The organism is Pseudomonas sp. NFACC16-2 (assembly GCF_900119205.1).
Lineage (GTDB): Bacteria > Pseudomonadota > Gammaproteobacteria > Pseudomonadales > Pseudomonadaceae > Aquipseudomonas > Aquipseudomonas fluorescens_Q.
This window is the reverse complement of sequence record NZ_FPIX01000013.1, coordinates 17,477-30,963: the sequence shown is the minus strand read 5'-3', so window position 1 is coordinate 30,963 and position 13,487 is coordinate 17,477. Positions and strand designations below refer to the sequence as shown.

The following is a 13,487-nucleotide window of genomic DNA, read 5'->3' as shown; positions in this document are numbered from 1 at the left end:
TCTTTATAGCTTGACGGTCGCTGTCGAGCAAATTACGTTATGCGTAATTGAATTACGATAAAAATAACCCGGTGCGCCTCAACCACTTCGTTGAGTGACGGGCCGCATTCCTGGAGGCTCCATGAACCTCGATTCCCCAGCGTCGGACCTGGCTTATCAATCAGGCTTGGGCAACGAATTTGCCAGCGAAGCCTTGCCCGGTGCCTTGCCCGTCGGCCAGAACTCGCCGCAGAAAGTCCCATACGGTCTCTATGCCGAGTTGTTCTCCGGTACGGCGTTCACCATGGCTCGCAGCGAAGCGCGGCGTACCTGGATGTATCGCATCCGACCGTCGGCCAATCACCCGGCCTTCACCAAGCTCGAACGGCAACTGGCGGGTGGCCCGTTGGGCGAGGTCACGCCCAATCGCCTGCGTTGGAACCCGCTGGAGATCCCCGCCGAGCCCACCGATTTCATCGACGGGCTGGTGTGCATGGCGGCTAATGCCGGTGCGGACAAACCGGCCGGCGTCAGCCTTTATCAGTACCGGGCCAACCGTTCCATGGAGCGGGTATTTTTCAATGCCGACGGTGAATGGTTGATCGTGCCGCAACTGGGACGGCTGCGGATCACCACCGAGTTGGGTGTGCTGGAGCTGGCACCGCTGGAAATCGTCGTGCTGCCCCGGGGCCTGAAATTTCGCATTGAACTGCTCGACCCCCAGGCCCGTGGCTACCTCGCCGAAAACCATGGCGCGCCGCTGCGCCTGCCGGACCTGGGGCCCATCGGCAGCAACGGCCTGGCGAACCCACGGGACTTCCTGACACCGGTCGCCCATTACGAGAACCTCGCGCAACCCACCTCGCTGGTGCAGAAATTCCTCGGTGAGTTATGGGGTTGCGAGCTGGATCATTCGCCCCTCGACGTGGTGGCCTGGCACGGCAACAACGTGCCGTATAAATATGATCTGCGCCGCTTCAACACCATCGGCACGGTCAGCTTCGATCACCCGGACCCGTCGATTTTCACCGTGTTGACCTCGCCCACCAGTGTCCACGGCCTGGCCAACCTCGATTTCGTGATTTTCCCGCCACGCTGGATGGTGGCAGAGAACACCTTCCGTCCACCATGGTTCCACCGCAACCTGATGAACGAATTCATGGGCCTGATCCAGGGTGCCTACGATGCCAAGGCCGAAGGTTTCCTGCCGGGTGGCGCGTCCTTGCACAGCTGCATGAGTGCTCATGGCCCGGACGGCGAGACCTGTACCAAGGCGATTAACGCTGAACTGCAGCCGGTGAAAATCGACAACACCATGGCGTTCATGTTCGAGACCAGCCAGGTGCTGCGTCCAAGCCGTTTCGCCCTGGACTGCCCGCAACTGCAAACCGACTACGATGCATGTTGGGCCTCGCTGCCTGTCACGTTCGACCCGACCCGGAGATAACCCATGACTCAACTTTCCCCTGCCCGTAGCTGGGTCGCCTGTGCCAACGGCCATGCGGACTTCCCGTTGCAGAACCTGCCATTGGGTATCTTCAGTGTCGATGGCGGTGCCCTGCGCGGCGGCGTGGCGATTGGCGAGCGGATTTTCGATCTGCAGGCGGCGCTGCACGCGGGCTTGTTTGACGGCGCGGCACGCCAAGCTGTCGAAGCCATGGCCGACGGCCAGTTGAATGGGTTTTTCGACCTTGGCCGAGGCGCCCGGGTTGCCCTGCGTGAGCGACTGCTGGAACTGCTGCGCGAGGATAGCCCCCTGCGGGGCGAGGTCCAAGCCCAGGGCGCGAAACTGCTGCTCCTCGCGGCCGACTGCCAGATGCACCTGCCGGCCAGGATCAACGACTACACCGACTTCTACGTCGGTATCGAGCATGCGCAGAATGTCGGCAAGCTGTTCCGCCCCGACAATCCGTTGCTGCCCAACTACAAATACGTCCCCATCGGTTACCACGGTCGCGCCTCGACCATCCGCCCGTCCGGCACCGACGTGCGCCGCCCCAAGGGCCAGACCCTGCCGGCCGGCCAGACCGAGCCGACGTTCGGCCCGTGTGCGCGGCTGGACTATGAGCTGGAGCTGGGCATCTGGATCGGCAAGGGCAATGCCCTGGGCGAACCGATCCCCATCGGCGATGCCGCCGAGCACATTGGCGGGTTCTGCCTGCTCAACGATTGGTCGGCCCGGGATATCCAGGCCTGGGAATACCAGCCTCTGGGGCCGTTTCTGTCGAAGAGTTTCCTGACCAGTATTTCGCCATGGGTGGTGACGGCTGAAGCCCTGGAACCGTTCCGTCGTCCGCAACCGGCACGCCCGCAAGGCGATCCGCAACCGCTGCCGTATCTGCTGGACAAGCGTGACCAGGCCGGTGGTGCCTTCGACATCGAACTGGAAGTCCTGTTGCTGACCGAGGCCATGGGCGAGCAAAACCTGCCGGCCCAGCGCCTGACCCTGAGCAACACCCAGTACATGTACTGGACCGTGGCGCAAATGGTCGCGCATCACAGCGTCAACGGTTGCCAGTTGCAGGCCGGCGACCTGTTTGGCTCGGGCACCTTGTCGGGCCCTGAAAACCATCAATTCGGCAGTCTGCTGGAAATCACCGAAGGCGGTAAAAAACCGATCGAACTGGCGTCTGGCGAAGTGCGCCGATTCCTCGAGGACGGTGACGAAATCATCTTGCGGGCCCGTTGCCGCCGCGAGGGTTTTGCGTCCATCGGCTTCGGCGAGTGCCGGGGCAAGATCCTGCCGGCGCGTTGAGGGGCAGGGCATGGAACTCTACACCTACTACCGCTCCACCTCGTCCTATCGGGTGCGCATTGCGTTGGCGCTCAAGGGGCTGGATTACCAGGCCTTGCCCGTCAACTTGATCGCTGCGCCTGGGGGCGAGCATCGCCAGCCGGCCTATCTGGCGATCAACCCCCAGGGCCGGGTACCGGCGTTGCGTACCGATGAGGGCGCGCTGCTGGTGCAATCGCCCGCCATCATCGAATACCTGGAGGAACGTTATCCACAGGTGCCGCTGCTCAGCGCCGACCTGACGGTGCGCGCCCATGAGCGTGGCGTCGCCGCGCTGATCGGTTGCGATATTCACCCCTTGCACAACGTCAGCGTGCTCAACAAATTGCGACAATGGGGCCACGATGAAACGCAGGTGACGGAGTGGATCGGGCATTGGATCAGCCAGGGATTGGCGGCCGTGGAGCAGTTGATGGGTGACGACGGCTATTGCTTCGGTGCCGCGCCGGGGTTGGCGGATGTGTACCTGATCCCGCAGTTGTACGCGGCTGAGCGGTTCAATGTGTCTTTGCAGGCGTATCCACGGATTCGTCGGGTCGCGGCATTGGCGGCTGGGCATCCAGCGTTCCAACAGGCGCACCCGGCGAATCAGCCGGATACCCCCTGAGGGCTTCACACAGTTCTGAAAACCAGGTGATCCCCTGTGGCGAGGGAGCTTGCTCCCGCTGGGACGCGAAGCGTCCCCAAGCTTTTTGGCGGTTGCTGCGCAACCGAGCGGGAGCAAGCTCCCTCGCCACAGGGGGCCGTCATAGGGCCTAAGTCCACCGGTTCAATGCACCACCGAATTCGGCGGCAGATGCCCCAGCCGCTCCGTCAGTCGGATTCGCTGGATCGGATCGTCGCTGAGCATCAGGGCGTGCTCCAGGTCGAAGCGTTCGGCGTTGGGGCAATCGAGTCGCTGGTACAGGCTGGCGCGGGCCAGGTAGTCGGCGGCGCTGGCGTTGCCCAGTTCCAGTACCCGTTCGGCGTCGATCAAGGCGGCGATGTAATCGTCGTTCGCCAGATGCAGTTGACGCAGGTTGCGCGACAGGCGCTGCAGCATCTGCATCGGCTCGGCATTGACCAGGTGTTCAGCCTTGAGCTGCATGTTCGCGCCGTATTGGCGCTGTAGCAGTTCCCGACAGTCATTGGGGTACAACCGGCGACCGCCGCACGGATCGAGCAGGTGATCAGCGCCGGGTACCTTCAACAGGAAATGCCCGGGGAAATTGACACCGACCATCGGAATTTCCAGGCCTCGGGCCAGTTCCAGGGCAATCAGCCCGAGAGCCAGGGGCTGCCCGCGTTTGCGTGCCAGGACTTTGTCCAGCAACGCTGCTCGTGGTCGCAGAGGCGTGAAGTCGTCCTGGGCGAAGCCCAAGTCATTGAGCCGTCGCAGCAAGGGCTGGCCCAGTTCGCTGACAGGCAGCATCGGCAGGCCATGGCTGACCCGCTGTTGCAGCTCCTTGAAATCCTTCAGCAAGGCCGGTACGTCGACCTCGCGATCATGTTCGGCAGCGATCCACAGCGCCGCTTCGAACAGCGCCGGTGGGGAGCGGTGCAGACAATCAAAAAAGGCTTGGCGCGGTTTCATCGAACTCTCCGGGCTACGCTCCCGTTTTAGCCCTGCCGTGGATTTTCGTCCAGTCTCGGACAGAGGCTATGACAGGTTATGCCGAAAAAGACTGAGCACCGTGGCGACTTATTCCTGCGTGCTCCAGCAAATTTCGACTGCGCGCCTATACTGGCGAAACAAACAAAAGTGATTCGGGAGCCTTTCGATGTTTGCTCTCATGCAAAGCTCCCGCCTTGAATCGCTGCACCTAAGCGTAGACCCGGCAACCGGGTTGAAGGCGGTGATTGCCATTCATTGCAGTCGTCCGGGGCCCGCCCTGGGGGGCTGTCGTTATCTTGCCTACCCCGACGACGAAAGTGCCGTGGTCGATGCAGTACGCCTGGCCCAAGGCATGAGTTACAAGGCGGCGCTGGCCGGCTTGCCCGTGGGTGGCGGGGTGGCGGTGATCATGCGCCCCGCCCATGTCGAGAGTCGGGCAGCGTTGTTCGAAGCCTTTGGTCGTTGTATCGAGCAGTTGGACGGTCGCTATATCACGGCCATCGACAGCGGCACGTCGGTGGCCGACATGGATTGCATCGCCCAGCAGACTCGCCATGTCACCAGCACCACCGCCTCGGGAGACCCTGCGCCCCACGCGGCAATGGGGGTTTTTGCCGGTATTCGTGCCACCGCCATGGCCCGCCTGGGCAGCGATAACCTCGAAAGCCTGCGGGTGGCGATCCAGGGCCTGGGCAACGTCGGTTATGCCCTGGCCGAGCAACTGCACGCCGCAGGTGCCGAGCTGCTGGTCAGCGACATTGACCCAGGCAAGGTGCAATTGGCGATGGAGCAACTGGGCGCCCATCCGATCGCCAACGACGCGCTGCTCAGCACGCCCTGCGACATCCTTGCTCCTTGCGGGCTGGGTGGGGTGCTCAACAGCCAAAGCGTGGCACAACTGCGCTGCTCGGCCGTTGCCGGCTCGGCCCATAACCAGTTGAGCAACCTGCAAGTGGCCGACCAGTTGGAAAGACGTGGGATCCTCTATGCGCCGGACTATGTGATCAACTCGGGTGGCCTGATCTACGTCGCCCTGAAACATCGCGGTGAAGAGCTGTCGACGATCACCGCGCATTTGTCGAAGATCGGTGCCCGGCTCACGGAGGTCTTTGCCCACGCCCAGGCGGAGAAGCGCTCACCGGCGCGAGTGGCCGATGAGCTGGCGGAGCGTTTGTTGTACCGCTGAAAGGCCAATTGTGGGAGCGAGCTCTCACAGGTTTTTCTGGTGCTCACAGACTGACTATTCCCGCCAAACAAAACACCACCCCTGTGGCGAGGGAGCTTGCTCCCGCTCGGCGGCGCAGCCGTCGTAAAACCGGCTGACCCGGTCTGCCTGAACGGTCGCGGTGATCCAATGGGGCCGCTTCGCAGCCCAGCGCGAGCAAGCTCCCTCGCCACGGTTTGTGCTCGCCTCTATTGCATTGCGCTTAACCGACGGGTGTTGGCTTACCTCAACAGATACACCGGAAAGCATTCGCACAAATGCATCACTCGACGCCGGGTGTTGTCCAGGCGTGCTGCGTTGTCCGGCTGTTCCAGCAGGTCGGCGATCAAGTTCGCGACTTCGGCACATTCCGCTTCACCAAAGCCACGGGTGGTCAGCGCCGGCGTGCCGATGCGAATGCCGCTGGTGATGGCCGGTTTCTGCGGATCGTTGGGGATCGCGTTTTTGTTCAAGGTGATATGGGCGCTTTCCAGCAACGCTTCGGCGTCTTTGCCGGTGATGTTCATCGAGCGCAGATCGAGCAGGAACATGTGGCAATCGGTACCACCGGACACCACCCGCAAGCCGCGTCGGGTCAGGACGTCGGCCATGACGCGGGCGTTGTCGATCACCCGCTGCTGGTAATGCTTGAACCCGTCGCCCAAGGCTTCGTTGAACGCCACGGCCTTGGCGGCGATGACGTGCATCAGCGGGCCGCCCTGGTACACCGGGAAAATCGTCTTGTCGAGCAGGGCACCATATTGCGCCTTGGCCAGAATCAGGCCGCCGCGCGGGCCGCGCAGGGTCTTGTGGGTGGTGGAGGTGATGAAGTCGGCGATGCCAACCGGCGACGGATAGACGCCCGCGGCGATCAAGCCGGCGTAGTGCGCCATGTCCACCATCAGGTAGGCACCGATTTCATCGCAGATCTTGCGAAAGCGCTGGAAGTCGATGGTCCGCGAATAGGCTGAGGCCCCGGCGATGATCATCTTCGGCCGGTGTTCCCTGGCCAGGGCTTCCATTTCTTCGTAGTCGAGGGTTTCGGTTTCCGTGTCCAGGCCATAGGAAAATGCCCGGTAGATCTTGCCGGAAAAATTCACCGAGGCGCCGTGGGTCAGGTGGCCGCCATGGGCCAGGGACATGCCCAAGATGGTATCGCGGGGTTCAAGTACCGCCAGGAAAACCGCCTGGTTGGCTTGGGAGCCGGAGTGCGGCTGCACGTTGACGTATTCGCAGTTGAACAACTTGCGAGCGCGTTCGATGGCCAGGTTCTCGATTTCATCGACGACCTTGCAGCCGCCGTAGTAACGCCTGCCCGGATAGCCTTCGGCGTATTTGTTGGTGAGCACGGAACCCTGGGCCTGGAGCACTTCCTCGCTGACATAGTTTTCCGAAGCGATCAGCTCCAGATGGGTTTCCTGGCGGTTGCGCTCGCGGTCGATCAGGCGGGCAAGGGTGGGGTCGAAATTTTGCAGGCTCATGGTGCGATTCCCTAGATAAGCGCCTCGGCCAGCGGCGCGGTCACGTGATGCGGCAACACCCGTGGCTGGCTTTTGGTCGAGTCGGATAGAAAAATTGAGGTGTCTTTCAAGCCGCTGCCGGTGATCAGGATCACGGCGGTTTGCGGTGTGTCGGGGTGTGTTTCGGCGTACTTGAGCAGACCGGCGAAGGCACTGGCGGCGCCGGCTTCTGGAAACACGCCGGTGCTGGCGGCCAATCTCGAGGCGGCGGCGACAATGCTCGGATCGCTGACACAGATGAACTCACCGCCGCTGGCGGTGACCGCACGCATGGCCTTGAGGCGATCGCGCGGCAGCGCCACATTGATGCTGCTGGCCAGGCTGGTGGGGGGGCGGCGCTCGGTTTGCTGCATCGAGCGGTCGTTGCGCCAGGCGCGGTACATGAAGTTGCTGTGCTCGGCCTGCACGCCGATCAGGCGTGGGATGCGTTCGATCCAGCCCAATTGCAGCAAGTCGAAAAAGCCTTTGTAGACCGAGCCCAGGATGCAGCCGTTGCCGACGGGCACGAACACCAGGTCCGGCACTTGCCAGTTGAGTTGTTCGCACATCTCGAAGGCGACGGTTTTCTTGCCTTCGCTCATGTACGAGTTGATCCCGGTGGTGCGGTTGTACCAGCCGTGCTCTTGGCAGGCGTTGAGGCATTGTTCGAAGGCTTCGTCATATTGCCCGTCGACCAGCACGATCTCGGCGCCGTAGCCCTGCATCTGCGCGAGTTTTTCGCGGGGCGCGCTCTTGGGCAGGTAAATGACGTTGTGCAAGCCCAGGCTGGCGCTCATCCCGGCCAATGCCGAAGCGGCATTGCCGGTGCTGGCCACTGCCACGGTGCGGGCACCGGATTGCATGGCGTGGGCCACCGCCAGGGCGCTGGCGCGATCCTTCAACGACCCGGTCGGTTGCCGCGATTCGTCTTTTACGAAGACTTTGATCCGGGCGCCCTTGCCGAGCAATTCCGGGCGCGAGTACAGCGGCGTGTTGCCCACCAGTAACGGTGGAATGAACTGCGTCGAGCTCAACGGCATCAAGCGGTCATAGCGCCACATGCCACGGGCGTGGTCATGGGCCAGGCTGTCCCGGGACCATTCGCGCTTGAGTGCCGGGTAATCGTAAAGCGCGTCCAGGGCACCATCGACTTTGCAATGAGGGCAGTAATAGCTGACCTCATGGGGCTGGTAGCTTCGATCGCAAACCAGGCACTGCAATACATACTCTCTGTACGAATTTTTCATGTCACCCTCTGAAAGTACGCTGTGCTGGTGCTTTCCTTGCCAACGTCGGTCCAGCTCACCAGACCGACGGGCACTCCGCTGACAGAAGGTGTTTCAGATCACCATGATGGCGTCGATGGCAACCAGGGTGTTGCGTGCCAGTGCACTGGCGCCCGCGGTGGTGCGGGCCGGGTAGGGCTTGGTGAAGTACTCTTCCATGACGCGGTTGAGGGTCGGGAACTCACTCAAGTCAGTGATGAACGCCGTGACCTTGACCACGTTCGCCAGGGTGCCACCGGCCGCTTCGGCCATTTGCGCCAGGTTGTCGAGGGTCTGGCGCAGTTGGCCTTCGAAATCCTTGGCCAGCACTTCGTTGTTCAGCGCCGAGACCGGGGTCTGTGCCGACAGGTAGATGGTCTGCCCGTGGCTGACCTTGATGCCCTGGGAATAGGTACCCAGCGGCAATGGCGCCTTGTCGGTGAAAATGACGTTCTCTTCGCCCAGGAAGGGTTTGGCGGCGGGCTGGATTTGAGCGGTGGTTTGCATCGTGACGTTCCTTGTTAAGTGGGATGGGGGTTAGTGCAAATCGGCAACCTGCTTGACGGCCTGGCTGGAAAATTCATCGTCGCGGCAACGGGCCGGGGAAAAATGCTGATAGTTGAGCTGCAGCGCCGCCAGGTCGTCCGGCATGGCGATGCCCAGCGCCGCATGGCTGCACAGGCGTGCAATGGCGGGCGCAGCCTGGATGCCGTAGCCACCGAGGGCGGCGAGCCAGATAAAACGCTCTTGCTGTGGGTCCTGGCCGAGCACCGGCGAGCGGTCGGCGACGAAGGTTCGCAGGCCCGCCCATTTGTTGATGATCGAGCGCGGACGCAGGCGCGTGGTGTTTTGCAGACGATCCATGGTGATGGCCAGGTCAAGCTCTTCCGGCAGTGCGTCGCAGGGCAACGAAGGGCTTTCATCGCAGGGGGAGACGATCAGCCGCCCGGCTTCAGGCTTGATGAAAATGTCCTCGTCGACTGTGCCCAGGTAGGGTGTGTGGTGCACGTCGCACTGTGGATCGACCGCCAGTACGGTGCGCCGCAATGGTCGGACACCGACCTTGGGCACGCCGCAGCGCTCGGCGAATTCATCGGCCCAGGCACCGGCGGCGTTGACCACAATGGCTGCTTGCAATTGCTGGCCGTCCTGGGTGTGCAAGCGCCAGTGCCCGTCGCGATATTCGCCACGCAGCACTTCGGCCTCGCGCTTGATCACGCCACCGCGGGCCCGCAGCCCACCGAGGTAGGCGCCGTGGATGCCATGCACATCCAGATCGAAGGCGCTGGGCTCGTAGATCCCGGCGCTCCAGGCGCCTTCGGCGAGGTAGGGGACCAGCTCCTGCACTTGCTTGTCGTCGAGCAGCTCGGCCGTGGGCACTTGCCCCAGGACGGCGCTGAAACGCGCTTTGAGTTTGTCCACCCGTGCCGCCTGGGCCACGATCAGCGCGCCCCGGGGCGACCATAGCGGATGCTCGGCCAGGCCCTCGGGCGGGTTCTCGAAAAAGCGCCGGGATGCGCAGGTCAGTGAGCGGATCTGTTGGTTGCCGTAGCTTTCCATCGAGATCGCGGCTGAACGCCCCGTGGTGTGATAGGCCAGTTGCTGTTCCTGTTCGAGCAGGCAGACGCTGCCATGGGCTGCCAATTCATAAGCGGCAGACACGCCAGCGATGCCGCCACCCACCACAATGAAGTCGTAACGAGTGGTCATGGTCGGCTGCCCTCGGCAATGACGGCGGCTTTGCGTTCGCGGGTGTAGGTCAGCACGAAGTGCGCCACGAGGCCGAAGATCAAGCCCCAGAACGCGGCGGCCAGGCCGAGGAAACTCATGCCCGAAGCCGTTACCAGGAAGGTGATCAGTGCCGCTTCGCGTTGTTTCTCGTCAGCCATCGCGCCGGTCAGCCCGGCACTGATCGCGCCAAACAAGGCGAGACCGGCGAGGGAGGCGATCAATTCTTTCGGCAGTGCGGAGAACACCGAGGCCAGGGTGGCGCCAAAGGTCCCCATCAGAATGTAAAACACCCCGCAGGCGATCCCGGCCATGTAGCGTTTGTCGCGGTCTTCGTGGGCTTCGCGGCCGGTGCAGATCGCTGCGGTAATGGCCGCCAGGTTCAAACCGTGGGAACCGAACGGGGCCATCAGGATCGAGCCAATCGCGGTGACCGAAATGATCGAGCGTGCTGGCGTGTTGTAGCCCGAGGTGCGCAACACTGCCATGCCTGGCACGTACTGGCCGGTCAAGGTCACCAGCGCCAGTGGCAGGCCGATGTTGATAATTGCATGCCAGTTCCATTCAGGGGCGATGAAGACCGGTTGGGCCACGGCGATGGTGATCGAGGTGCTGTTGAGTTCACCGAACGAGGCGGCCACCGCGCAACCGACGATCAGCACCGACAGGATCGCGTAGCGTGGCGAAAAGCGCTTGAAGATCAGGTACGCCGCGATCATCGCCAACACCAGCGCCGGCTGCAGTTTGATCGACGTGAACAGCTCGGCGCCGAAGCGGAACAGGATCCCGGCGAGCATGGCGGCGGCAATGGCCTTGGGCAGGCGGCTCATCAGTTTGTCGAACGCACCGGACAGGCCGACCAGCGCGATGATCACCGACGCCACCACATAGGCACCGATGGCCTGGGGCAGGGTCACGGTGGGCAGCATCGACACCAGTAACGCTGCGCCCGGTGTCGACCACGCGGTAATGACCGGAACACGCAGGCGCCAGCTCAGGAACAGGCCGGTAATCCCGCTGCCAATGGAAATGGCCCAGATCCATGAAGACACCACGTCATTGGGCAGGTGCGCTTCCTTGGCTGCCTGGAACACGATGATGAGTGGGCCTGCGTAGGAAATGATCACGGCGATGAAGCCCGCGATGATCGCCGACAGAGATAGATCCTTTCTGAATGTGTCCATGATGTCTCGACTTGGCGCGACAGGAGCGCGCAGTGAATGATTGAGTCGATTGCTTCGATTCGGGATCAGTGTATTTGAATGAATTGAGTTGATTCAATAGGGGGCGGGATTGTTACGAGATATTTTTCTGCCATGACGGGCTGTTTTTGCGACTTTTATTAATTAACTATTTGATTTTAAATAATATTATTCCTAATAAAATTTTCTTCACATCGCATCGAAAAACGATTCAATAATCGTATCAATCGATTCAATGTGTCGATTGTGTCGAATTATTAGTTGCCTAACCTCCATGTGATATGCTCGGATATTCATCATTTCTACGATGGGCAGTGATCATTCATGTGGGTTCCCCAGCTAAGCGAGTTCAGCCAACCGATGTATTTGTCGATTGCCGATGCGTTGGCGCGCGATATCAACAACGGCGTGCTGAACGAGGGCGATCGCCTGCCGACCTTGCGGGAGCTGGCCACCACCTTGAATGTCACGCCGGGCACCATCAGTCGAGCCTATAGCGAGGCCCATCGGCGTCGGTTGGTGCAGGGGGAGGTGGGGCGTGGCACCTACGTGCTCAACCAGAAGCAGCTGGAGCTGCCAGCCAGCAACAGTGCCGCCGCGCCACTGAACCTGGGGCAATCCGAACTGCTCGATCTTTCGATCATCAAACCCTACAGCGAAACCCTGGAGTATTGGTTGCGTGGCGCCCTGGTGGGCATGGCCAAGAGCACCGATTTCGCTCGCGCACTGGATTACGCGCCGGATGGCGGTCACCCGGCGCATCGCGAGGCGGGGGCGCAATGGTTGCGTCATTCATTGCCCGACGCACAATGGCAGCAAGTGGTGATTACGGCAGGGGCCCAGCATGGCTTGATGGTGGCGATGAGCGCCCTGACCAACGCCGGTGACCTGGTGCTCTGCGAAGCGCTTTGCTACCCGGGCATCATTTCCCTGGCCCACGGTCTTGAGCGTCGCTTGCGTGGCGTGCCAATGGATGACGAAGGCATCATTCCCGAAGCGTTGCGCGAACTGTGCCTGCGAGAGAAGCCGGCGATGCTGGTCTGCGTGGCGACCTGCCAGAATCCGACGGCGGCGATCATGTCGCAGAAGCGTCGGGCCCAGATCGCCGCGCTTGCCGAGGAATTCGACTTCATCATCCTGGACGATGATATCTATGGCTTCCTGGCCACCGATCCGTCGATCAAGCCACTGTCGGCCTTTGCGCCGGACCGTTCGGTGTACCTGACCAGCCTGTCCAAATCGGTCATGCCGGCGCTTCGCGTCGGTTATATCTACAGCCCGCCGAAACTGCTGTCGCGCCTGACCTCGATGGTGCGCAGCAGCGTCTGGATGCCGTCGCCATTGACCGCGCAGTTGGCCAGCAATGTGATTACCGAAGGACTGGACAAGAAACTGATTCGCATCCAGCGCAACGAGGCGGCGGGGCGACAAGCGATCGCCCGGGAAATCTTTGCCAACTTCGAGCTCAAGACCCAGCCCTATTCCTATCACGTCTGGTTGACGCTGCCGGAGCCATGGACCAGCGATGAGTTCACCATGCTCGCCCGGGCCAACGGCGTATTGGTGCTCAGCGGCACCCAGTTCCAGGCTGAGCGCTCAGGGACCACTCGCTGTGTACGGCTGGTGTTGATGTCCCCCACCAGCCAGGACGAACTGCGTTTCGCCCTGACCAAGCTGGCGAGCCTGATCGATTCGGATCCGCGCCGTTATTACTAGAAAGATCGCAGCCTTCGGCAGCTCCCGCACGGTGTAGTCCATGTGGGAGCTGCCGAAGGCTGCGACCTTTTCAGTTATTCGTTCGACGGATTGAGCAGTTCGGACAAGGCGTCCGGCTGGCTCTTGAACGCCTTGGCGAACACATCACGATTCTTCGCCATGTAGATCCCGGCTTCCTCGACCTGTTGCTCGCTCAGCGATGGAACGGCTTTTTGCAACACTTCTGCCAGCAATTCGGCGAGTTCCAGCATTTTGTCATGACGGTCAGCTTCGGCTTTATCCATGAACAAGCGCTCCAGATCTCGGCTGCTGCGGTATACCACTTCGACGGCCATTCACCACCTCACATGCCTTCACATTAGTTGTCTTTGTGACTACTGTATTTATATACAGGCAAAAGGATAAGCGAATCCTGTTGCTTTGGATAGTGGCTTTTTAATGTAGACCGGTTTCGGCATGTGAGGGCAAAGCTTGTGTAAGGAGCGGAACTTGTTGGCGATAAGTCC

12 protein-coding genes are annotated in these 13,487 nt (G+C 61.4%); 5 read left to right on the top strand and 7 right to left on the bottom strand.

From position 1 onward, the window contains the following. Positions 1 to 121: 121 nt before the first annotated feature. From hmgA to maiA, 3 genes are read left to right on the top strand one after another with little or no spacing between them, the layout of a single operon-like run. Positions 122 to 1,426, top strand: coding sequence for a homogentisate 1,2-dioxygenase (gene hmgA, locus BT116_RS13360; RefSeq protein WP_072344341.1), 1,305 nt, complete (start codon positions 122 to 124; stop codon positions 1,424 to 1,426). Between the two features lie 3 nt (positions 1,427 to 1,429). After that, positions 1,430 to 2,734, top strand: a complete 1,305-nt coding sequence (gene fahA / locus BT116_RS13355; protein ID WP_072344339.1) for a fumarylacetoacetase — start codon at positions 1,430 to 1,432, stop codon at positions 2,732 to 2,734. A gap of 10 nt (positions 2,735 to 2,744) precedes the next feature. Next, entirely contained in the window at positions 2,745 to 3,380 is a 636-nt protein-coding gene (gene maiA, locus BT116_RS13350; RefSeq protein WP_063324441.1) for a maleylacetoacetate isomerase, read from the top strand. Between the two features lie 162 nt (positions 3,381 to 3,542). Here the strand turns inward: maiA and BT116_RS13345 are convergent, their stop codons facing one another. After that, positions 3,543 to 4,346: a SirB1 family protein gene (locus BT116_RS13345; protein ID WP_063324442.1), complete on the bottom strand. Its 804-nt coding sequence runs from the start codon at positions 4,344 to 4,346 to the stop codon at positions 3,543 to 3,545. A gap of 187 nt (positions 4,347 to 4,533) precedes the next feature. On the opposite strand from BT116_RS13345, the gene BT116_RS13340 reads away from it, so the two are divergent. Continuing rightward, a complete protein-coding gene (locus tag BT116_RS13340; protein WP_018604214.1) occupies positions 4,534 to 5,553 on the top strand; it encodes a Glu/Leu/Phe/Val dehydrogenase family protein in 1,020 nt (339 codons plus the stop codon). A gap of 260 nt (positions 5,554 to 5,813) precedes the next feature. On the opposite strand, the gene glyA is transcribed toward BT116_RS13340, so the two are convergent. From glyA to BT116_RS13315, 5 genes are all read right to left on the bottom strand, one after another. Further along, positions 5,814 to 7,052: a serine hydroxymethyltransferase gene (gene glyA / locus BT116_RS13335; protein ID WP_072344336.1), complete on the bottom strand. Its 1,239-nt coding sequence runs from the start codon at positions 7,050 to 7,052 to the stop codon at positions 5,814 to 5,816. A gap of 11 nt (positions 7,053 to 7,063) precedes the next feature. After that, positions 7,064 to 8,317 carry a threonine synthase gene (gene thrC / locus BT116_RS13330; protein WP_072344335.1) on the bottom strand — a complete coding sequence of 418 codons (1,254 nt, stop codon included), beginning with the start codon at positions 8,315 to 8,317 and terminating at the stop codon, positions 7,064 to 7,066. Positions 8,318 to 8,410: 93 nt separating this feature from the next. Beyond that, entirely contained in the window at positions 8,411 to 8,842 is a 432-nt protein-coding gene (locus BT116_RS13325; protein ID WP_083569140.1) for a Rid family detoxifying hydrolase, read from the bottom strand. Positions 8,843 to 8,872: 30 nt separating this feature from the next. Next, on the bottom strand, positions 8,873 to 10,045 hold the full coding sequence (locus tag BT116_RS13320; protein WP_072344332.1) for an NAD(P)/FAD-dependent oxidoreductase: 1,173 nt from the start codon (positions 10,043 to 10,045) through the stop codon (positions 8,873 to 8,875). Continuing rightward, a complete protein-coding gene (locus BT116_RS13315; protein WP_072344330.1) occupies positions 10,042 to 11,247 on the bottom strand; it encodes a benzoate/H(+) symporter BenE family transporter in 1,206 nt (401 codons plus the stop codon). The genes BT116_RS13320 and BT116_RS13315 overlap by 4 nt, the downstream gene beginning before the upstream one ends. 342 nt (positions 11,248 to 11,589) lie before the next feature. Between BT116_RS13315 and BT116_RS13310 the strand changes: the two genes are divergently transcribed. Beyond that, positions 11,590 to 12,981 (top strand): aminotransferase-like domain-containing protein, encoded by a 1,392-nt coding sequence (locus BT116_RS13310; RefSeq protein ID WP_058543599.1) that lies wholly within the window; start codon positions 11,590 to 11,592, stop codon positions 12,979 to 12,981. 74 nt (positions 12,982 to 13,055) lie between these two features. Here the strand turns inward: BT116_RS13310 and BT116_RS13305 are convergent, their stop codons facing one another. Further along, positions 13,056 to 13,316, bottom strand: coding sequence for a YebG family protein (locus tag BT116_RS13305; RefSeq protein ID WP_063324447.1), 261 nt, complete (start codon positions 13,314 to 13,316; stop codon positions 13,056 to 13,058). Positions 13,317 to 13,487 lie beyond the last annotated feature (171 nt).

Excerpts from the sequence above, each read along its gene's own strand:
- hmgA (WP_072344341.1), top strand. The coding sequence starts at position 122 with ATGAACCTCGATTCCCCAGCGTCGGACCTGGCTTATCAATCAGGCTTG.
- fahA (WP_072344339.1), top strand. The coding sequence starts at position 1,430 with ATGACTCAACTTTCCCCTGCCCGTAGCTGGGTCGCCTGTGCCAACGGC.
- maiA (WP_063324441.1), top strand. The coding sequence starts at position 2,745 with ATGGAACTCTACACCTACTACCGCTCCACCTCGTCCTATCGGGTGCGC.
- BT116_RS13345 (WP_063324442.1), bottom strand. The coding sequence starts at position 4,346 with ATGAAACCGCGCCAAGCCTTTTTTGATTGTCTGCACCGCTCCCCACCG.
- BT116_RS13340 (WP_018604214.1), top strand. The coding sequence starts at position 4,534 with ATGTTTGCTCTCATGCAAAGCTCCCGCCTTGAATCGCTGCACCTAAGC.
- glyA (WP_072344336.1), bottom strand. The coding sequence starts at position 7,052 with ATGAGCCTGCAAAATTTCGACCCCACCCTTGCCCGCCTGATCGACCGC.
- thrC (WP_072344335.1), bottom strand. The coding sequence starts at position 8,317 with ATGAAAAATTCGTACAGAGAGTATGTATTGCAGTGCCTGGTTTGCGAT.
- BT116_RS13325 (WP_083569140.1), bottom strand. The coding sequence starts at position 8,842 with ATGCAAACCACCGCTCAAATCCAGCCCGCCGCCAAACCCTTCCTGGGC.
- BT116_RS13320 (WP_072344332.1), bottom strand. The coding sequence starts at position 10,045 with ATGACCACTCGTTACGACTTCATTGTGGTGGGTGGCGGCATCGCTGGC.
- BT116_RS13315 (WP_072344330.1), bottom strand. The coding sequence starts at position 11,247 with ATGGACACATTCAGAAAGGATCTATCTCTGTCGGCGATCATCGCGGGC.
- BT116_RS13310 (WP_058543599.1), top strand. The coding sequence starts at position 11,590 with ATGTGGGTTCCCCAGCTAAGCGAGTTCAGCCAACCGATGTATTTGTCG.
- BT116_RS13305 (WP_063324447.1), bottom strand. The coding sequence starts at position 13,316 with ATGGCCGTCGAAGTGGTATACCGCAGCAGCCGAGATCTGGAGCGCTTG.